This is a genomic window from Lactobacillus sp. ESL0700 (assembly GCF_029392095.1).
In the GTDB taxonomy this organism is placed as follows: domain Bacteria; phylum Bacillota; class Bacilli; order Lactobacillales; family Lactobacillaceae; genus Lactobacillus.
On the sequence record NZ_CP113930.1, the window covers coordinates 1285855 to 1306698 of the forward strand.

General features: G+C 41.5%; 20 protein-coding genes and 1 other annotated feature. Of the genes, 3 read left to right on the top strand and 17 right to left on the bottom strand.

The window, feature by feature from the left end; genetic code table 11:
* Positions 1-84: 84 nt before the first annotated feature.
* The 3 genes from pyrR to OZX63_RS06070 form a co-directional block, all read right to left on the bottom strand.
* Positions 85-630 carry a bifunctional pyr operon transcriptional regulator/uracil phosphoribosyltransferase PyrR gene (gene pyrR, locus OZX63_RS06060; protein WP_277142390.1) on the bottom strand — a complete coding sequence of 182 codons (546 nt, stop codon included), beginning with the start codon at positions 628-630 and terminating at the stop codon, positions 85-87.
* Between the two features lie 145 nt (positions 631-775).
* Entirely contained in the window at positions 776-1699 is a 924-nt protein-coding gene (locus OZX63_RS06065; RefSeq protein WP_277142391.1) for a dihydroorotate dehydrogenase, read from the bottom strand.
* 107 nt (positions 1700-1806) lie between these two features.
* Positions 1807-2664, bottom strand: coding sequence for a MetQ/NlpA family ABC transporter substrate-binding protein (locus tag OZX63_RS06070; RefSeq protein ID WP_277142393.1), 858 nt, complete (start codon positions 2662-2664; stop codon positions 1807-1809).
* Between the two features lie 251 nt (positions 2665-2915).
* Here OZX63_RS06070 and pyrF point away from each other — a divergent pair, with 251 nt between their 5' ends.
* A complete protein-coding gene (gene pyrF / locus OZX63_RS06075) occupies positions 2916-3623 on the top strand; it encodes an orotidine-5'-phosphate decarboxylase (protein ID WP_277142395.1) in 708 nt (235 codons plus the stop codon).
* Between the two features lies 1 nt (position 3624).
* Positions 3625-4260: an orotate phosphoribosyltransferase gene (gene pyrE / locus OZX63_RS06080; RefSeq protein WP_277142397.1), complete on the top strand. Its 636-nt coding sequence runs from the start codon at positions 3625-3627 to the stop codon at positions 4258-4260.
* A 73-nt stretch (positions 4261-4333) separates the two neighbouring features.
* Here the strand turns inward: pyrE and yjeM are convergent, their stop codons facing one another.
* The 11 genes from yjeM to OZX63_RS06135 all read right to left on the bottom strand — a co-directional run bounded on the left by yjeM (position 4334) and on the right by OZX63_RS06135 (position 15295).
* Complete coding sequence (yjeM, locus tag OZX63_RS06085; RefSeq protein WP_277142399.1) at positions 4334-5830, bottom strand: glutamate/gamma-aminobutyrate family transporter YjeM; 1497 nt, start codon at positions 5828-5830, stop codon at positions 4334-4336.
* A 153-nt stretch (positions 5831-5983) separates the two neighbouring features.
* Entirely contained in the window at positions 5984-7159 is a 1176-nt protein-coding gene (locus OZX63_RS06090) for an MFS transporter (RefSeq protein WP_277142401.1), read from the bottom strand.
* Between the two features lie 149 nt (positions 7160-7308).
* Positions 7309-8646 carry a type I glutamate--ammonia ligase gene (gene glnA / locus OZX63_RS06095; RefSeq protein ID WP_277142403.1) on the bottom strand — a complete coding sequence of 446 codons (1338 nt, stop codon included), beginning with the start codon at positions 8644-8646 and terminating at the stop codon, positions 7309-7311.
* Positions 8647-8809: 163 nt separating this feature from the next.
* Positions 8810-10057, bottom strand: a complete 1248-nt coding sequence (locus OZX63_RS06100; protein ID WP_277142406.1) for a methionine gamma-lyase family protein — start codon at positions 10055-10057, stop codon at positions 8810-8812.
* A complete protein-coding gene (gene miaA / locus OZX63_RS06105; protein WP_277142408.1) occupies positions 10050-10970 on the bottom strand; it encodes a tRNA (adenosine(37)-N6)-dimethylallyltransferase MiaA in 921 nt (306 codons plus the stop codon). Before miaA ends, OZX63_RS06100 begins: the two co-directional genes overlap by 8 nt.
* 70 nt (positions 10971-11040) lie before the next feature.
* A complete protein-coding gene (locus OZX63_RS06110) occupies positions 11041-11445 on the bottom strand; it encodes a rhodanese-like domain-containing protein (RefSeq protein ID WP_277142410.1) in 405 nt (134 codons plus the stop codon).
* A 55-nt stretch (positions 11446-11500) separates the two neighbouring features.
* The gene (locus tag OZX63_RS06115) at positions 11501-11719 is read right to left on the bottom strand and encodes a YqgQ family protein (RefSeq protein WP_277133494.1); all 219 of its coding nucleotides are present in this window, start codon (positions 11717-11719) and stop codon (positions 11501-11503) included.
* The gene (locus OZX63_RS06120; protein ID WP_277142412.1) at positions 11719-12396 is read right to left on the bottom strand and encodes a rhomboid family intramembrane serine protease; all 678 of its coding nucleotides are present in this window, start codon (positions 12394-12396) and stop codon (positions 11719-11721) included. The genes OZX63_RS06115 and OZX63_RS06120 overlap by 1 nt, the downstream gene beginning before the upstream one ends.
* Positions 12397-12414: 18 nt before the next feature.
* Positions 12415-12978, bottom strand: coding sequence for a 5-formyltetrahydrofolate cyclo-ligase (locus OZX63_RS06125; RefSeq protein ID WP_277142414.1), 564 nt, complete (start codon positions 12976-12978; stop codon positions 12415-12417).
* Between the two features lie 55 nt (positions 12979-13033).
* Positions 13034-13183, bottom strand: coding sequence for a 50S ribosomal protein L33 (rpmG, locus tag OZX63_RS06130; RefSeq protein ID WP_172999151.1), 150 nt, complete (start codon positions 13181-13183; stop codon positions 13034-13036).
* Between the two features lie 84 nt (positions 13184-13267).
* A complete protein-coding gene (locus tag OZX63_RS06135) occupies positions 13268-15295 on the bottom strand; it encodes a penicillin-binding protein 2 (protein WP_277145106.1) in 2028 nt (675 codons plus the stop codon).
* Between the two features lie 293 nt (positions 15296-15588).
* Between OZX63_RS06135 and OZX63_RS06140 the strand changes: the two genes are divergently transcribed.
* Positions 15589-16500: a BadF/BadG/BcrA/BcrD ATPase family protein gene (locus OZX63_RS06140; protein WP_277142416.1), complete on the top strand. Its 912-nt coding sequence runs from the start codon at positions 15589-15591 to the stop codon at positions 16498-16500.
* A 58-nt stretch (positions 16501-16558) separates the two neighbouring features.
* Here OZX63_RS06140 and greA read toward each other — a convergent pair whose 3' ends face one another.
* The 3 genes from greA to pheS all read right to left on the bottom strand — a co-directional run bounded on the left by greA (position 16559) and on the right by pheS (position 20575).
* A complete protein-coding gene (gene greA, locus OZX63_RS06145) occupies positions 16559-17035 on the bottom strand; it encodes a transcription elongation factor GreA (protein WP_277142417.1) in 477 nt (158 codons plus the stop codon).
* 73 nt (positions 17036-17108) lie between these two features.
* Positions 17109-19526, bottom strand: a complete 2418-nt coding sequence (pheT, locus tag OZX63_RS06150) for a phenylalanine--tRNA ligase subunit beta (protein WP_277142419.1) — start codon at positions 19524-19526, stop codon at positions 17109-17111.
* Positions 19526-20575 carry a phenylalanine--tRNA ligase subunit alpha gene (gene pheS, locus OZX63_RS06155; protein ID WP_277142421.1) on the bottom strand — a complete coding sequence of 350 codons (1050 nt, stop codon included), beginning with the start codon at positions 20573-20575 and terminating at the stop codon, positions 19526-19528. Before pheS ends, pheT begins: the two co-directional genes overlap by 1 nt.
* A 35-nt stretch (positions 20576-20610) precedes the next feature.
* Positions 20611-20816 (bottom strand) — a binding site (T-box leader).
* Between the last annotated feature and the right edge of the window lie 28 nt (positions 20817-20844).

Here is a 20844-nt window from a genome sequence, read left to right on the forward strand (position 1 = left end):
CTTATTTTTAAATATTCCAAAAGAACTCAAACCCTTCTGACCCTCTCTGGAGTCAATTAAATGGTTGAATTAACTAAATTTATACTATTTTTCTGGTAACGGCTTGAGCGCTACACTATCTTGGCCGTCAACTTCTTCAACATTAACAGCAACTTGTTCTTTCGATGATGTCGGGATATTCTTGCCAACAAAATCTGCCCGAATTGGCAACTCACGGTGTCCGCGGTCAACTAACACAGCAACGGCGATTGAACTCGGTCGGCCAATATCCATTAGGGCATCCATTGCTGCCCGAATCGTGCGACCGGTGTAAATAACATCGTCAACAAGCACAACGTGTTGATTGACAATCTCCACGCCAACCTTATTCGAATTCACAACTGGATCCTGCTTAAGAGTTGCATCATGGCGGTCATCACGATAAAGGGTAATATCAAGTTCGCCCAAAGGGACATCCACACCTTCTAACTTTTTAATCCGGTCATGAATGCGTTTAGCCAAATAAACACCACGCGTTTTAATACCGACAAGCACCAAATTTTCAGTGCCCTTATTGCGTTCAATAATTTCATAAGTAATTCGCGTTAGTGCCCGCTTCATTGCGAGTGCATCCCAAATTTCTTTTGCCATCTTGTTCTTCTTTCCATCCCAAAATAAAAGCGCTTAGTCACTGAGACCAGGCGCTAACTCGATTGCCTTGCTAGCCTCTCTGGACTAATTAAAGGGATATTAAGTTAAATATACGAACAAATTACATAATTGTCAAATAAAATTCTTAATTAAATTGGACTTGACCGACCAAGTCGTTAATATCACTAACGCCCAGCTTAGTTAACATGCTTGGCAATTTTTGAATAATATGCGGACAAGCAAGCTCATCGTGAAAATGCGCACTACCGACAGCCACGGCACTAACTCCTGCCAGCATAAATTCAACTACATCTTCTGCAGTAGTAATGCCGCCCATCCCGATAATTGGCAGGCGCGTTACTTTGAATACCTGATGGACCTGATACAATGCCAGCGGCTTGATACCACTACCTGAAAGGCCACCAACGTTGTTGCCTAAGAGCGGCTTCCGTGTTTCAAGGTCGATGCGCAATCCCATCACCGTATTAATCAGTGACAAACCATCTGCACCACCACTCTCTGCAGCACGTGCAATCTCAGTAATATCGGTCACGTTCGGCGTTAATTTGACATAAATTGGCACCTCAACCGCTTGTTTAATCGCAGCTGTCAGCTGCTCAACCAATTCTGGATGAACACCAAAAGTCATGCCGCCGCGCGCAACATTAGGACAAGAAAAATTAAGCTCTAGTGCATTAACCATCCCTGACTCCGCCAATTCTTCAGCTACCTGCACGTAGTCAGCCTCACTGCTGCCACCAACACTAGCAATAATTGGCAAGTCAGGATATTGCTGGTGTAAGTGCGGCAACTTTTCACTGACAACGCTGGCAACACCTGGGTTAGTTAACCCTACCGAATTTAAAACGCCGTCTTTTAAGACCGCAATTTGCGGCTGCGGATTACCACGCCGCGAATGTGGCGTCGTTGTTTTCAACACCAGTGCTCCTAACTCGTTTAAATCAAACTTGTTAGCAGCAGCAACATCGCCAAAACCAAAGGTACCGCTTGCCGGCATCACCGGATTTTTCAAGTTAAGACCGGGTAATTTTACACTAAGATTAGTCATTTTTCCCTCCAAAAATGAATGCTCACAGACATTACAATTATTTTCGCAGTTTATTTTACACGTTTTTAATTATTTGCCAAGATTTAATTAAAAATCACACATATAACTTATTTCAATTTGACATCCCAAGCAGTTTTCTGCATCTCACCATAGAACTTGTGGTACAGCTTCTTAGTTTCCTTCGTTTGGTAACATTTGACAACATGTCGGTAGTCAGGATCGTCCTTTTTGGCCTCTGTCGCACAAATATTATTAATGGCTCCAGCTGACTCCTTATTAATCGGTTCCACAAAGATTGTCTCTTTGGGGCCAAGGCCAGCTGGCACGGCAAAGTCATTATTCACAATCACCGCATCAACGGAATTGATAATGCGCGCACACTGTTCATCACTGACTTCCTTAATCTTGATATGCTTTGGGTTAGCAGTAACATCTGCAATCGTCTTCAACTTTTGCCCACTAGTTAAACTAATTAATCCAGCATTCTTTAAAACATGAAGTGCCCGTGACTCGGTTGCGGCATCATTAGGAATTGCAATCGTAGCTCCTTGCGGTAATTGGCTCAACTTATGATACTTCTTGGAATACAAACGGATCGGTGCAATAATGGTTTTCCCAATTGAAACAATCTTGGCATGATTTGCCTTTGACCAAACATGCATAAAAGTTGTCGTTTGCGTGGCACTAAGGTCAATATCGCCGTCCCGCAAAGCCTTATTAGGTTGATTGTAATCAGTAAAAACCTTCAGTTTAAGAATAAGGCCATAATCGCGCTTAGCCTTTTGGGCAATATGCTGCCAGATCACTTGCTGAGAATTACTTTCACCAACGACCCCAATCGTGATTACCCGCCCTTTTGATGCATGATTAGAAATTCCGGGGCCAAAACTAAACCAGCCGGCAACTAGCAGCACCAGAGCAATAATTGACCAAGTAATAATATGTTTCCTTCGCTTCTTACTCATTTTTTAATTCCTTTTCGTAATTCTGCTAAATATATTAAATTTATATTAATTATACCAAACTAAATTAAGAAGATTGCCATTGCTTAAATTTTTTAACAAAAATTAGTTGTCTTTTAGTCAAGATGATGCTACACTGACTAGCAATGAACTTTAAACGGTACAGAGAGACCGCAAGTTAAACATGACTAAATACCGAAAAAGTCTATTTTGACGCGCTCTGTGCCGGAATAGACTTTTTTTTGGAGGTTGCAATGGAAAAAGCAGTTTTTGTCGCCCTGGACTATGCTAACGAGCAGGATGTTGCACAGCTTTTGCCTAAACTTGGCGCTGCACAAGAAACTTACTTAAAAATTGGTATGGAACTTTTTTATCATTCTGGGAGTACTTTGGTTAAACGACTAAGTAGCGCTGGTTACCACATCTTCTTAGATTTGAAATTGCATGACATTCCCAATACGGTTTACAACGCTGCCAAACAACTGGCTCAGCTCAATGTCTTTTGTATTACCATCCACGCGCTCGGCGGTAGCAGCATGATTAAAGCAGCCAAGGATGGTTTAATTGCTGGTACGCTGGCTGGACAAAGCGTGCCTAAACTGCTAGCTGTTACGGAACTGACTTCAATTTCCGACAAAATTTTAAAAGATGAGCAAAATTGCCGCTTACCAATGAATGAACAAGTCATTAGTCTTGCACAAACAGCACGAAAAGCTGGCGCCGATGGTGTCATTTGTTCACCTCTAGAAGTTGAAAGTTTGCGAGCAGAAATTGGTCCCGACTTTCTTTACGTAACGCCGGGAATTAGACCGGCACACAGCAATAACGGTGACCAAAAGCGGGTCGCCACTCCAGCCCAAGCAAAGAAATATGGCGCTAGTGCAATCGTTGTCGGCCGACCAATTACCCAAGCTGCTGACCCAGAAGCAGCCTATCAAACAATTAAAAAGGAGTTTAACTAAGATGCATCAAGAACAAATCATTGCTAAATTAATCGCAGAAAAAATCATCACAGTTTCGCCAGACAAGCCTTTTACTTATGCAAGTGGCATGCTCTCACCAATCTACACCGATTTACGCCTCACGGTTTCTTACCCTGACTTGCGCGACTGGATTGCCAGCGACTTAGCTGACTTAATCAAGACTAAGTACCCAGAAGTAACCATTATCGGTGGTGTTGCAACCGCTGGAATTCCCCATGCTGCATGGGTGGCTGCTAAACTTGGACTACCAATGATTTATGTTCGTCCTAAACCTAAGGATCACGGCAAGGGCCGCCAAATTGAAGGCCGCTTTACTGACCAGGACAAGATTGTCTTGATCGATGATCTAATTACCACCGGTGGTTCTGTCTTAAACGCAGTTAAAGCAACGCAAAATGAAGGCGGCAATGTTATTGGTGTCAGCTCAATTTTCACTTATTATTTGCCAGATGCTAAGCAAAACTTTGCCGCAGCTAACATCGCCTTCAATCCCCTTCTTTCCTATCCTGAATTACTCAAAAAGGAAAAAGAATTAAATTACATTAGCGCAACTGAATATGACGCGCTCAAAACTTGGCACGAGGACCCGTGGCAATGGGGTAAAAAATTTAACTAAAACAATTTAACTAAAACAAAAAATGCTTGTTACAGATCACAGTAACAGGCATTTTTACTTTTAAAATTAAAATTTAAGCCATTTTTGCATCATGGTGTTCACGATAAGTGTAATAAATATAAGCAACAACACCAAAGGCAACTGGTCCAATTGCTGTCCAAAACGACGTCATGTAGTCGCCTTCCAGCATTGGTTCAATACAAGTAAAGATAATTCCGATAGCAACAACCAGCCAGACAACAATCGTTACTGCCCAGACTTTACCTTTACCTTTGATAAAGACAAACGGCCGGTCAATGTCCTTCTTCATCTTAAAGAATGGGAAGACCCCAATCAAGAACAAATACGGTACAGATGACGAAACATTCATCATATCCATTAAAATCGTGTAAAATTGGCCCGCAGCGTTACCACCAAAGGAAATAAACAGGATAATGACACTAATCAGTGCTGCTTGTGCCCACATTGCACGTTCTGGCATATTATGCTTGTTCAATTTGACTAATTTTTTAGGTAACAGACGCGCATCACAACCCTCAATGAAGGACTTAATTGGTGAGTAAACCATCAAGAAGGCAGCAGAAATTCCGGATAAAACATCAGCTAACCCAGCAAGTCGTGAAAAAATTGTGCCGAGAGTCAACGTTGCAGATTGCGACAAGCCCATACTGTGGCCCATTACAATTCCTAAGTTGTTGACTAACACATATTCCATATTGGCAATGTTAACGTTTTTGGCACCCAAAACAGCAGCCCAGTTGGTCGAAATCCCACACATGAGAATGTTAATTACATAGAGCCCAGTCATCAATGCCATTGCACCCATCATTGCCTTAGGGAAGGTCTTCTCAGGCTTATCAACTGAGTCAATAACACCAGCCGAAGTTTCAAGACCGCCGTAAGCAAACAAGGCATAAACAATAAACGACAAAACAGCAACGGGCGTTTGGAACGCCGGGTTAGGTGACTTAGTAAAGTTCATCGCTGTAACTGGTTCTGCAAAATGACCATGACTAAAGGCAAAGACTAACATTGATGCTAACATGAACCCAAGCGCAATCAGAATTGCAAAGGCCCCACCAACCTTGTCGACAGCTGTAATTTTATCAATTCCCTTAGCAGCAAAGAACGTAACAATAATCATGAAGGCTACTTCAAGCACACCTAAAAGTTGGGTCGATGACAAAAAGCCCAGATGCCATGTTTGCGTCATGTCTTCACCTGAAATTAATGTTGACAGAGCAACAAGGAAGAATTGTGTGGACGAAACTAGCCACACAACCCAGGCAGCAAGCCAAATGAAGGTACCAACAAATGCAACCTTTTCGTTAGATGACTCTTCAAGCCAAGAAAAAATACCACCCTTGACACCCTTAAAAGATGCGCCATATTCTGCAAAAATTAATGCAGACGGTAGAAAGAACAGAATTGCCGCAATCACATACCAAATGATACTTGCATAACCCATTTGGTAATACGCAGTCAGCGAATTACTGAACCCAAAAATGGACGAGAAGATCATTAAAATTAACGTGCCGAGTGTAATTTTTTTCGGCTGTTTATTATCCATAAATAGTAACTCCTTTTCAAATAGACCTTACTATTATGGACCTTTTTGGGCAATTATTCAAAATATCTTATTTTACTGTAATTATTTTTTAATTAGGTTTTACGATAACGCTACCAAAAAAGACAAGGCATCAGCATACCTTGTCTTTAAATATTAATGATTATCAATCGCACTATTCAAGCGTTTCCGATAACATAAATAAACAATAATCATGAACGGAATCAGCAGCAGTTGAACAGGATAGAAATATTTAATCGGCAGCAGGTCATTTACAAACCCCATAATGATTGGGCCAAATGACATCCCGATATCCAGTCCCAAATAAAAGGTGCTGCTTGCCAGCCCCTGCTCGTTAATCGGTGCGAGCAACAATGCTGTTGACTGCAAAACGGAATAAATAACGCCGTAGCCAATTGCCATGCCACAAGCAGCTAATCCCATTTCCCAGTTATTCTTCATCACTGCAAGTAGTACCAAATAAATTGCTGTTGCGGCGGTGCTCAGCCAAAACCAGACACCAAAGCGAACCGTATCAAATAAATTCTTTAAGCCAATTCTAATAACCAATAATACAACGGCATAAATCAAAAAGTACGAGCCAACCGCCACATTCAAATGCCGTTCTTCAGCGTAAGTTACCAAGTCTGCTTGAGTAGCAAAATACGGAAAGGCAAATAACGTAGTTAGTAACGCAATCGGCAAATCCTTAACTTCAATAATCTTAAAGTGCTTGGCTTTACTTTCTTCTGTCTTTTTCTTAGGCTTAGCATGATTGCCAACAAATTGAATCGTAATGATCATCAAAAAAGAAGATACCGCGGAAGCAATTATTGCCAGTCGGTAACCTGTTTTCTGATAAACATTAATCGCTAGAGCTGGCGCTACGGCCATTGCCAGTGCATTCATCAAGCCGTAAAAGCCCATGGCCTCACCGACATGCTCGCGTGGGACTAAGAATGCCAGCCAAGTGGTCATGCAAACTGTATCTAACACGTACCCAGCACCATTAATTAGCCGAAACAGTAGCAGCCAGCCACTTTTTGGTGCAAGAACATAGCCAGTTACGCCAATAAAAATTAGCACACCCCCAATTAATGATAGGCGAAACTTCGAAAACTTATCCGTCAGATTACCCGCAATTGGCCGCAAAAACATTGCCGCGATGCTCATAATCCCAACAATAATTCCCGCAAACGCACTGCTAGCGCCGAGACTCTTAGCGTAGCCATTAATTAGCGGGTTAACAAACATCGTGCTAAACATGAAGAAGAACGATGCTGCCATTACCAATATTACATCTTTAGTATAAATCGATTTATGCTGTGTCACTTTTTACCTCACAAAATTAATCAATACTACAATTTTACCACTTACAACAAATTAAATTAATGGTTCTATTCTTTTATTTTTTAATTAATAAAAAAACAGAACTTCTTGAAATTAATCAAGCAGTTCTGTTTAATAAATTAATCTTTTAATTAGTAGCCCATATACTTATTTCTTTCCCAGTCAGAAACAGTTTGCGTATATTGTGACCATTCCAATTCTTTAGAAGAAATAAAACTGTGTGCCAGGTGCTCACCCAAGGCATCCTGAATTAACTTGTCAGCCTTGAATGCCTTGATGGCACTGTGCAAAGTTGCTGGCAATGGTTTAATTCCCAATTCTTCGCGTTTTTCTTCGCTCATTTCAAATACGTTAGAAGTAATTGGCGCCATTGGCATTTCTGCCTTCTTAATCCCATCAAGTCCAGCTGCTAGACAAGCTGCAAGCAGAAGATATGGGTTGGCAGTTGGATCAGCGGAACGCATTTCCAAACGCGTATTAATTTCTTCAGCTGAAGGAATCCGCACCATTGGTGAACGGTTCTTTGAAGCCCAGGAAATATAAACTGGTGCTTCAAAGCCAGGAATCAACCGCTTGTATGAGTTAACAGTCGGGTTGCCAACTGCGGTAATTGCGCGAGCATGTGTCAAGATACCATTTAAGAAGTAAAGTGCGGTATCTGACAGGTGGAATTTATTGTTCTTGTCGTAAAAGGCGTTCTTACCATCTTTGAACAAGGACATATTAGTGTGCATCCCGTTACCAGCTTGACCTTGAAGCGGCTTAGCCATAAATGTTGCAAACAAATTGTGCTTTTTAGCAACTTCACGAACAACCATCTTAAAGGTTTGAACACGGTCAGCAGTTGTTAATGCGTCATCGAATCTGAAGTCGATTTCTTGTTGGCCATCACCAACTTCATGGTGAGCAGCTTCAACTTCAAAGCCAATGCTTTCGAGAGTTTCAACAATATCACGACGGCAACTAGCACTTTCATCATTTGAAGTCATATCAAAGTATGAAGCGTGGTCTGGCACTTGCGTGGTCCAATCGCCATGTTCATCTAACTTCAATAAGTGGAATTCAGCTTCAAAACCAATATCAAAATCAGAAAAGCCCATCGTCCGCATTTGCTCAACAACACGCTTTAAGTTGTTCCGTGGATCACCAGGAAATGGCTTACCATCTGTTGTATGAACTGAACAAATCAACCGACCAATCTTACCACCTTGGCGGTCAGTCCACGGCAATACTGCCCAAGTTGAGAAATCTGGGTACAAAACCATGTCGCTTTCTTCCAAGCGAACAAACCCATCGATTGAAGAACCATCAAAACGAATGTCATTACTCAAAACTTTTTCAAGTTGGCTATTTGGCACCTCAACGGCCTTCAAAGTACCGTTGATGTCCGTAAATGCTAATCGTAAAAAGCGAACGTCATTATCAGCAACGCTCTGTCTAATATCATCTGCTGTAATTGTTTTTGCCATTTTTTCACCTAATAAAAAATCATACAGTAATTGGTCTGGTCCTAGCAAGATTTCCTCGTTCTGCTCTAAACCTGACTAACACAATAGCAAACTCTTGTCTGAAAGTCAAAGCGGTCTAGTAGTTTTGGGCCAACCTTTAACGTTTTTTTAATTATTTTAAGAATTATTCGTGAAAAAACAATTCGTTGACCGCATTGGTGATTGCAATTTTGACGTGAGCGTATGTCAAACCACCTTGCATGTAAATGGCATAAGGTGGCCGAATCGGACCATCACCAGAAAATTCAATACTTGCACCCTCAATAAAGGACCCATCAGCCATGATCACTTTATCTTCATAACCCGTATCATTACTTGGAATTGGATCGACAAAGGAATTAACCGGTGAGTTCTCTTGCAGAGCTTTGGCAAAGCGGATCATTTTATCTTGGTCGTGGAAAATCACGGTTTGAATCAAGTCAGTTCGATCTTCGTTCCATTTTGGCGTTACTTCCTCACCCATTTTTTCCAAAATCGCTGAAGAATAAATTGCACCCTTAATTGCATTACCCGTTGTGTTCGGCGCAATAAAGAGACCTTCGAAGTAATCCATGTTGTTATTTAAACTGGCACCTTCCTCGCGGCCAATACCACCAGCAGTCAAACGTGCCGCGGTATTTTCGATTAGTTCGTGCTTACCAACAACATAACCACCAATTTTGGCTAAGCCACCACCAGCATTTTTAATTAATGAGCCAGCCATCAAGTCGGCACCGTATTCGGTAGGTTCATGCTTTTCGGAAAATTCGCCATAGCAATTGTCAATCATAATGATACTCTTGGGACTAACCTCGCGAATCATTGCAATCATCGGCTTAATCTTGGCTACGGTGAAACTTTGCCGCGTGTCGTAGCCGCGTGAGCGTTGAATAACAACCATCTTTGGTTGGTGCTCGCTCAGCAATTTGCGCGCAGCGTCGTAATCAACTTCGCCATCCTTTAGATCAACGTGCGAGAATTTAACGCCGTATGCTTTTAAACTACCACGCCCATCGCCAGCAACACCAATTACTTGTTGCAGGGTGTCATATGGCATTCCCGTTAAGTAGGTTAATTCATCGCCTGGCAGCAGATTACCCGCCATTGCCGTGGCAATCGTATGTGTACCCGACACAAATTGTGAACGCACCAGCGCATCTTCAGTATGGAAAATCTGCGCGTAAATGCGGTCTAACTTATCACGGCCCGAATCATCTGAACCATAACCAGTGGTCCCAAGCAAATCGGCTTCTGCTACTGCCTTATCCTTAAATGCCTGCAGCACTTTGTTCTGATTATACAAAACATTATCATCAATTTTAGCAAGCTGTGGCGCAATTTGAGCGTCAACTTCCTTAACAATTTCTTGTAATTTTTCCGGCCAATTATTCATGAAGCCATTCCTCAACTTTCTCTTCTATTTCTGTAATACAATTTTGGTCATTTAACGGGTCAAACCAATGACATGGCAATTGATGACGAAAATACGTTAATTGCCGCTTCGCATACCGCCGCGAAGCTGTCTTTAGCTGCTCAACACAATCGGGCAGACTTTGTTCATCCTTAAAGTATGGGAAAAACTCTTTATAGCCGATTGCCTGCAAAATTTGGTGTTCACGATCGCGATTTTGGTAAACAAACTCGGCTTCCTCAAGCATCCCTTGGCTCATCATCTGGTCGACTCGCAAATTAATCCGGCGATAAATTTCCTGTCGCTCGGAATTTAAACCAATAATTAAATAATCATACCGTGGTTCAATTTTAGATTGCTGCTGGGAAAATTTTTGCCCTGTCCGCTCAATTACAGTCAGCGCCCGTAAGGTGCGCCGAGAATTGGCCACGGGAATTTTGCGAGCAGCATCTGTATCGCGCTTATTCAGCTCTTGCCACAAAGACTCTGGCCCATTTTGATCTAAAAAATCTTGCCACTTAGCAGCAATTGCTGTCTCATGCTCATCTTTTTCACCAAGCTGCATCTGGTTAAGCAAGGCATTAACATAAAAGCCGGTCCCACCAACTAGTAGCGGTAACTTACCCTTAGCCGCAATTGCATTAATTGCTGATTGGGCCTGTGTGACAAAATCCTTTACTGAATAAGGTTCAAAGACCGATTGCGTGTCAACCAAATAATGCTTAACTTGAGCTTGCTCCTCATGTGTTGCCTTTGCCGTTCCAATTGCTACTTCGCGATAGACCTGCATCGAATCACCAGAAACAATTTCACCATTCAACTTCTGGGCTAATTTGATAGCTAAACTAGTCTTCCCAATCGCTGTCGGTCCGACAATTGCTAGTACTTTTTGCATCTCGAATATCCTTTTTCGTTATAAAAGCAAAAAACACGTTTGCGCAAATGCTCCAAACATGTTCTCCTAATTAATATTTAGATGTTTTTGTGCGACCATTCCACTCATCAAAACCATTTTTGAGCCATTTAATCGAAGTAAAGTGCTTCTTTTGCAAAAATCTAGCGGCTCTTAAAGTTACGGTTAATGAGTCAGAGTACAAATACACCGGTAAATCGGATCTAAGCTCACCGTATTGGTATTTCAGGGTAGTATAAGGCAAATTGCGCGCACCGTCGATATGCTTTCTCTTGAATGGTGCTTTTTCACGTAAATCAACGATTTGCGCCTTTCTCATGCCCTGATTAAATTCTTCGTTAGTTAAATCACCGCTACCAAGACGCTTAGTCTGGAACTTATTCCACAACCAAACTGCAACAAAAGCCAGAATGATAGCTACTAATACAACATCCAAAATAATTAAAAAAGTTGACATCGGTTAAACTCTTTTCTAAATAAACTTATAAGAATAATTCTACTACTAAATTATTCTAGCTTCTATGCTTTTCTTTTTCTTTGCGTTCTTCATACTCATGTTCACGCCGCAAAATCATCTTTGCAACCAAATAATCATGCTTGTCAATTAAGCGCGAACGGTTAATATTATCAAGTTCAAGGGCCATCAGCTCAATGTCCCAAATGCGCTTACCAACGTGCACCAAGACACCATATTTTTCAAGGAGCTGCTGAACATCATACAAGGTCTTCATTAGAATCTGATAACCATACCCATTCTAACAGTAGCAACTAGATAAACAATTAGAACGCATAAAGCAACTATCCGCCACTTGGTAGAATATTTTTGCAAAGCGCGGTCACCTAAAATAATTGCTAACAAAAGTCCTGTGATTAAGCCACCAATATGGCCCTGAATGTCAATATTAGTGTCAAACAGGTCAAGAACAATATTAATTACGGCAAGCCAGAGTGCCTGTTTGCCCAAATAAACAAGAACTGGATTATCGCGATTACGCAAACCAATTGCCGTCATTGCACCCATTAGGCCAAAAAGTGCGGTCGAAGCACCAGCGCTAATTGCTTGGTCGCTGCCAAGAGCTAAACTCAGCAAGTTGCCGCCAATCCCCGATAACAAATAAACCGCTAAAAAGCGCCAATGACCTAAAATCTGTTCCATGTAAACACCGAGATAATAAATCATCACGGCGTTTGAAACAATATGCATAATTCCCATATGCAAGAATTGCGCCGTAAACAGGCGCCACCATTGACCACCTGCGACCACAGCATAGTTGCTCATCGCGCCCATTTTTATTAAAACAGCGGTATTCTGTGAGCCACCCAAGGCAGTTTCCATTAAAAAGACCACAAACAAAACAATTAAAATGATCCACGTCATGTAACTATCTTTAAAACTTTGCTTTTGCATAATTGCCTCACTAATTTATCAGACTAAATCGGGAGTAATCAGCGTTTGGATTGGAATATCCGTCTGCTCAACATCCCACTCAGTCGTATTAAAAATCATTTGTGAATTTGCTAGAGCAACAGTCTTAGCCTGCTCGTGCTTTGCTAAGAAGCGATCATAATAGCCACCACCAAAGCCCAGTCGCTGGTGCGTATCTTCAGCAAATGCAAGTCCAGGAACAATAATTAAATCCAAATCATTGTTGATCTTGGCATTTGGATCATTAACTTCCATCACGCCAAACTTAGATGCAGTCAGCTTGGTCATATAGCTATAATACAGAAAATCTTGTGAATGTTCCGGATTATTATTGGCTTTGGCTAAGTAGACATCTTTGCCTTGATCCCAGAGTAAAGCAATTAAGCGCGAGGTATCAACTTCATAAGCTAATGAGGAAGTCACACCAATGGTTTGACTATTTTTAAGTCCATCCCAAGCCATTATTTTTTCTAACAGCTGGTGGTCCTCCTGCTCTTTTTGTTCAGTTGCCGCAAAATCCTGCAAACGACTTATTTGTTTCTGCCGTAAATCTTTTTTGTTCATAGATTTCTTTCACTACAAAAAATAGCAGGAACACATGCCCCTGCCATATTGTTTATTACTTAGTTTCACGATGAAGAGTTGCGTGTCTTTCAACAGGACAATACTTCTTCAAACTTAAACGTTCCGGATGCTTACGCTTGTTTTTCTTAGATAAGTAACTTCTATCGCCACATTCGGTGCATTCCAAAATGATGTTATCTGCCATTTCTTTCACCACCTACAATTTATTATTCTGACTGAATTATGATAGCATTTTTTAAAGACTTTTACCAGAGTTATCCTCAAATTTCTAATTTTTATGCAATTTAAAGTAATCTTGGACCATTGCCTTAGCCATTTGCAAGGTGTAAGAACCCTCCAAATCTGGGTCTAATCCCGGAAAGACAACCGCAACTGCTAATTTAGGATTATTCGACGGTGCGTAGCCAACAAAGGTCGCATTAATCAACTCCGGCGGATTCTTCTGGTTTGGATGATCGGGATCATAGTAGAACGTTTGGGCCGTCCCAGATTTACCTGAAATTGACGGCTTGACGTTCTTCAGCTTGTGAGCAGTTCCCCACGCATTAGTCCCATGAACAACGCGCCAGAATCCTTGATGGATGACGTTTAGCTCATCAGTCGTCCACGGAATCCGCAGCTGCACATTAGGCTTCTTGTTATAGTCAATATAGACTTTTTTACCATTACTTGCTGTGCGACCAACTGATTGCACAACATAGGGCTGCAGGCGGTAGCCGCCATTAGCAATTGTTGAAACATACTGCGCCAACTGAATCGGCGTGTATGCGTCGTAGTTACCATACGCCAAGTCAAGGACAGACCCAGATAGAATTTGCCCCTGAGTGTTAAACGACTTACCTTGAATCCCCGCGGATTCACCGGGTAAATCAACGCCGGTCTTTTGGCCCAAGCCAAACATGTTAAAATTGCGCCGCAACGTGCTAAAAGCAGTATCAGGCATACTAATGAATTGCTTAGGCACATATTTAGCATGAACCCAATTCATTGCTAAGTGCATCATGTAAATGTTACTTGATACTTCCAGAGCTGTTTGCGCGTCAAGCGCACCAAAGGTTCCGACTGGATAAACTGATTTCTTAATCGGAGAACCTGGCAAGTAAATTGGCGTATCAGGCAAAGTGTTATTGGTAGGCGTAATTACCTTATTCATCAGGCCGCCGCCGACCATTGCCCCTTTGACAACAGACCCCATAACGTAAGTCTGGTTGATTACACCTAAGGCATTATCAACCGTCTTATTTTTATTAGGATCACGGCTAATCCCCGCAACAGCGAGCAAAGCGCCAGTCTGCGGATTCATTGCCACAGCGTACGCACCGTTAGAATAGTGCGCTGCCCCTGAACCAATCGCTGCTGCGTAAGTCTGCTTAAGTGCGTTCTGCACTTCTTTTTGGTATTTAGCATCAAGAGTCAATACCAAACTAGCCCCGGCCTGACCTGAATAAACGGACTTAGTCTGCTCAATATTGCCATCGGACTTAGTCCACACCTTGCTAGTTGACTTAGTTCCCCTTAACAGTGGCTCGTATTCTTCTTCTAGATATGATGTCCCTACTCGGTCATTGCGCGAATAACCATTAGTTAAATAATATTGTAAATTATCGCTCGGCAAGCCGGCCTTTTCAGTTGAAACCGAACCAATGATACTTTGAATGGACGACCCGTTAGGATATGAACGTTGCCAGTCAGTCCCGATGCCAACTCCCGGTAAACTAGACAGGTGTTCACCAACTTCCGCAATTTCCTTGTCAGTTAAGCCCTGATTTTTAATATAAATCGTTGACAGCGTATACGCACCCGATATTTTGTTATAAATCAAAGCCGCGGTCTTTTCACGTGTCGTCAACTTAACATGCTCTTTGCGTACCTGATTATTAATCGCATTATTAATTAATTCTTCGTCTTCGGTATTGCGCACCGCTTTAGGTACCTTGGCGGTTTCCTTAGCGCTGTTAGTCTTATTACCAAGATAATAATCAATTACCTGCTGCTCTGTCGGCTTTTCATCATTAAGTCGAATGTAATAACTTAAAGCATTGGCAATGGAATAAACCTGATCGGCAGTAGTTGAAGCACTTTTGGTATAAGTAATAGCGTTTTGGGCCTTATTGCCGACTAAGACGCGGCCCTTGCTATCATACATAACCCCGCGCGGCACCTGACTTGATACCACAGCAGAATTAGACTTCTGCACTTCGGCCTTAAAGCGTGAGCCGTAACCTAACTGCAAATATGCTAATTGCCCAATCAACGTCGCAAACAGAACAAAAATAATTCCCAAGATAATTTTCATTCTGAGTGGTGTCGATGATTGATTCTTCGCATTAGCAGCTCTGCGATGTTTTTTAGAATATTTCACTTAATTCAAACCTCTCTAAACTAGAGTTATTTTAACAAAAAGCAGACGCCAATTCTATCACTAGACCATAGCTTTGGCAAAATTTTAAAAGATTAACCATGAAATTATCGTCTACTTACCTTCAGTAATTTAGTTACCGCTAACATAATTTTATAATTTGCTTCTGTCTTGTTAATCTTTGTAATAAAATTAAGATTATAAACCAGTCTAAAAAAGGAGAAAATTTTATGACACTTACATATCAAATCGGCGTTGATGCCGGTGGCACACATACCACAGCGATTGCATACGACATGCACGGGCAAGAACTTGAACGTGCTGAAGCTGGAGCCGGCCAAGTTAATACTGACTACGATAACGCCATTATTAATATTAGCAAGGCGATTAATCAGTTACTTAATCAAATCGATGGCGATTGCCAGCGAATTTTGTGCGGCATGGCAGGGTTATCAGTCATCGGTAACGCACCGCAAGTTGCTGCCGCAATTTCTAGTAAAGTTGGTAATTTGCCGACCCGCGCAATTACCGACTCCCTCCTTGCCCTGTACAACGGTCTTGAAGGTGCAGACGGCGGCCTTGTAATTGCAGGAACTGGCTCCGTCTTTAACGGCTTGCAAAACGGGCATATCATCACCACCGGTGGTTATGGCGCAACACTAGGTGATGAGGGATCAGGTTATGCAATTGCCTTATCTGCCTTAAAAGCAGCCTTGCTCAGTTGGGACAAACGCGAAGATAATGCCTTGATTACTATGTTTAACCGCATCTTCGAAGTTGATAACATCGTTGACGGAACCGCTAAGTTTTACCAAATGACTAATCCAGAAGTTGCCTCAATGGCTGTCGAAGTTGCCAAACTTGCCGATGAAGGCAATGCTAATGCAATCGCGGTTATTAAAGAGCAGGCTGAATTACTGGCCCGCGATATTATTATTGGCATGGATCGCTATGAAGCTCCTAAACCAATGAAGGTAGCTTTAACCGGCTCCGTTTTAGCTAATAATGCAATGCTGCGGGGCTTTTTAGAAGACAAGGTGCATTCAAAATATCCACAAGCTGAATTTTCAATTTCAAATGGTGAAAATGCTCGCGGCGTTGTCTTTGACAAGAGTAATGATTACCGTCACTTTACAAATTAGACAAATAAATTTTACTCAACAAAAAAAGCAGTTCTTACGAACTGCTTTTTAAGTGCAATTATTCTTCTACCTTGTTAATGACAATCTCAAACTTGCCACCAGGGGTTGAAATAGTTACTTGGTCACCCTTCTTCTTGCCTAAAATGGCTTGAGCGATTGGTGAATCGTTAGAAATCTTACCGTTTAGCGGGTCGGATTCATCACTACCAACGATAGTGTATGTTTCTGGATCGTCCTCACCGACTTCGGTATAAGTAACTGTCTTACCAACAGCTACTTCGTCGGGATTGGTAGCATTAGCATCAACAACGTGAGCATACTTCAGCATTTCTTCAACAACGCTAATCCGGTCTTCAAGGTGACTCTGCTCATCCTTAGCAGCATCATACTCAGAGTTTTCAGATAAGTCACCGTATGAACGGGCAACCTTAATTCGCTCGATTACTTCTGGACGCTTAACAACTTTTAAATTTTTAAGTTCTGCTTCAAGTTTTTCTTTTCCTTCAGCAGTCATTGGATATGATTTTTCAGGCATAAAATGTACTCCTTAAAGTTAAATTTTCTTTGCAATGGTCTATGATATTAATTTCCCAGCACAAAGTCAACCTCTAACGAATTTTTGCGCTAAGTTTATCTTCCAAATCAGCCATAATCGCATCCATTGCCTTAGTGACAATTTCATCGGTCAAAGTATCTTTTTCGTTCAAGAATGTTAAGTTGTAAGCCAAGCTCTTCTTATCCTTATCAATATGAGTACCTTGGTAAACGTCAATTACGCGTAAACTGCGCAAGTACTTACCACCATTAGCTTTAATGCTGTCCTCAATTTGTTGGTTAGTAACGTCTTCGCCAACCAAGATTGACAAATCACGCTCAATTGCAGGGAATTTTGGTGCTGGTGTTGAAACTGTCTTCGGTTCAATAATCATTGGAATAATTTCATCCAGATTTAATTCGTAACCATAAATTTCTGCACCATTAAGCGCCTTATCAGCCATAGTAATCGTGTGAGCAATCATCCCGATTAAACCAACATACTTACCTTTAATGTAAATTCCGGCAGTTCTAGTTGGGTGCAAGCCCACTACGACTTCTGCCTTGTATTCAACTTCGCTTAAGTCAATGCCAATTGCCAATAGTAAGTTAGTTAATTGTCCCTTAACGTAATAGAAGTCAATCTTTTCATCTTCATGTTGCCAGTTAGCAAAGTAAGTATTGCCACTGTAAAGTGCTGCTAAGTGTTCGTGTTCATTGTAAGTACCACCATCATGGTCATAAACACGACCTTGCTCGTAGAGTGCCAATTGATTTTGTTTGCGCGCCATATTGTAGCTAGCAGCATCAACTAACCCAGTCAACAAGTTTTGTCTTAAAGTTGAACGACTTGAGTTCAATGGCATTTGCACTTCAACAACTTCTTTAGGTTCCTTAGTAAAGGCAAGTGCCTTAACTGGTGAGGTCAAAGAATATGAAATTGCTTCGATCAGGCCTTGACCTTGAGCGACCTTTTTAATCCGTCTTAAAACTGTCTCTTCTTTAGAGTAGCCACCGTGGGTTTCTGCCAAAACAGGTTGGGTAGACTTGATATTATCATAGCCGTATAACCGACCAACTTCTTCAACCAAGTCTGCAGGAATAGCAATGTCCCAACGTCTTGCTGGTACATCAACAGTCAAATTATCACCATCAAGTTCGGCTTTGAAGTTTAACCGGGCAAAAATATGTAAAATTTCATCACCGGAAATTTCAGTACCTAAAGTCTTGTTAATGTATGAAGCAGTTGTCTTAATTACAACCGGTTCACGTGACTCATCGCTAGCTTTAATCACACCTTCAGCAATTGTTGCTTGGGCATTATTTCTAAGTAGCAATGCTGCCATATCAAGAGAACGCATGGTAGCATCCCAGTTAACGCCTTTTTCATATCTACTTGAGGCTTCGGTTCTGTTAGCATGACGCAAGGCTGCTTTTCTAATTAAAGTTGGGTCAAAAATAGCTGATTCCAAGATAACATCGGTAGTATCATCTTCAATTTCTGAATTAAGACCACCCATTACCCCAGCCATCATAACAACTCGATCGCCATCGGTAATTACAATATCGTTTGGATCAAGGTCAACATCCTTGTTGTTAAGTAGGACTAGCTTTTCGCCCTTGGTAGCCTTGCGCACAACTAATTTGCCACTCTTAAAGGCCCGAGCATCATAAGTATGCATTGGTTGACCAGTCAGTAGCATCATGTAGTTAGTCACGTCAACAACATTATTAATTGGCCGAATACCAGCATTCCATAACCGCTTTTGCATCCATAAAGGACTGTCGGCGATTTTAACGCCAGTTACTTTACGCAAGTAAAATTTAGGTGCTAGTTGAGGATCGACTTCAACAGTGAAGTCATTTGTCCAATCTGGACCATCAGCCTTCAAAGTTACATCTTCAACGTTAACGGGTTCATCAACAATGGCGCCGACTTCATATGCGGAACCTTCCATTGATAAGGTGTCTGCTCGGTTAGGAGTAATGTCAAAGTCAAAAATGTAATCATCCATTCCCAATGGTTCATAGGCATCTTGACCTGGCTTAATGTCGGCATCTTCAGGAAAGACGTAAATACCATCCGTGTATTTTTCAGGAACTAAATTGTCAGCAAAGCCAATCTCTTGTAAACCACAAATCATACCGTTGGATTCATAGCCGCGCATCTTGCCTTTTTTAATCTTAACGTTGTCAGCAATCCGAGCACCTGGTAAGGCAACAACAACATCTTCGCCGGCAGCAACATTTGGTGCACCACAGACAATTTGATGAGGTTCATCTTCACCAACATCAACGTGAGTTACATTAAGGTGGGTACCTTCAATTGGTTCGCAGTCAATAATGTGACCAATAACCAACTTTTTCAATCCTTCTTCTGGGTGCTTAACTTCAGCAACTTCAACACCTGTGCGCGTGATTTTTTCGCCTAATTGTTTAGGATCTTGATCTAATTTTAGAAAATCTTGTAGCCAATTATATGAAACTAGCATTATCTTTCCTCCTTACGGAATTGCTCTAAGAAACGTACGTCATTTGTGTAAAAGTCGCGAATATCATCAATCCCATATTTCAAAATTGCGAACCGATCTAAACCGACACCAAAGGCAAAACCACCATAGACACTTGAGTCAACGCCGGCATTTTCCAAAACATTCGGGTGCACCATTCCGGCACCCAAGACTTCAATCCAGCCAGTGTATTTACAAATTGCACAGCCCTTACCATCACAGTTGAAGCAGGAAACATCCATTTCAACTGATGGCTCAGTAAATGGGAAGTAACTTGGACGCAGACGCGTCTCACGGTCTTCGCCAAAGATATGTCTAGTTAGCAGTTCCAAGGTGCCCTTTAAGTCACCCATCGTCACGTTCTTGTCGATAACTAACCCTTCCATTTGCATGAATTGGTGTGAGTGAGTCGCATCATCGTCATCACGACGGTAAACTTTACCAGGTCCAACCATCTTTAATGGTCCCTTAGAAAAGTCATGCTTTTCTAGAACACGAGCTTGGTCACCGGAAGTTTGTGAACGCAGTAAATCTTCAGGATCAACATAGAATGTTGCCTGCATATCACGAGCTGGGTGATCTTTAGGTAAATTCATCATTTCAAAACAGTAATGGTCTGTTTCGATTTCTGGGCCCTGAACTACTTGGTAGCCCATGCCAATGAAGTACTTTTCAAGGTCATCTAAAATAATATTAATTGGGTGTTCTGAACCAATGTGATTTTCCCGACCCGGCAAAGTCACATCAATCTTTTCTTTTTCAAGACGTTCTTCAACAAGTGCCTTGACAATCTCACTCTTGGCATCGTCCAACTTGTCATTGAACAAATCACGTAATTTGTTTACTCGTTGACCAATTTCACGTCTATTTTCAGGCGCTACATCCTTCATCGAGTGCAAAATTTCGGTCAGTTCACCTTTACGGCCGACTAATTTTACCCGAACATCATTTAACTTTTCTTCGCTTTCTGCCTTGTCAATTTCAGCGAGGCCTTTATCGCGGAGTTCTTTTAACCGATCAAATAAGTCCATAAACTTGTCCTTTCAAATAAAAAAGCTCCGTCCCCAAAAGGGACGAAGCTACGCGGTACCACCCTAGTTTGGACTATAAAAAGTCCACACTCAAGTTTTCGATAACGGTGAATACCGGAATTGATTAGATTCTACTGGCAAGATGAAATTCACAGTTCCATTTAGACCTTTCTTTCAGCTCAATAAAAAGGTCTCTCTGACTAAACGATTGCTGTTACTAGTCTTGCTCATTAGTAATTAACTATTAGAATAATTCTTTTGTCTACAAG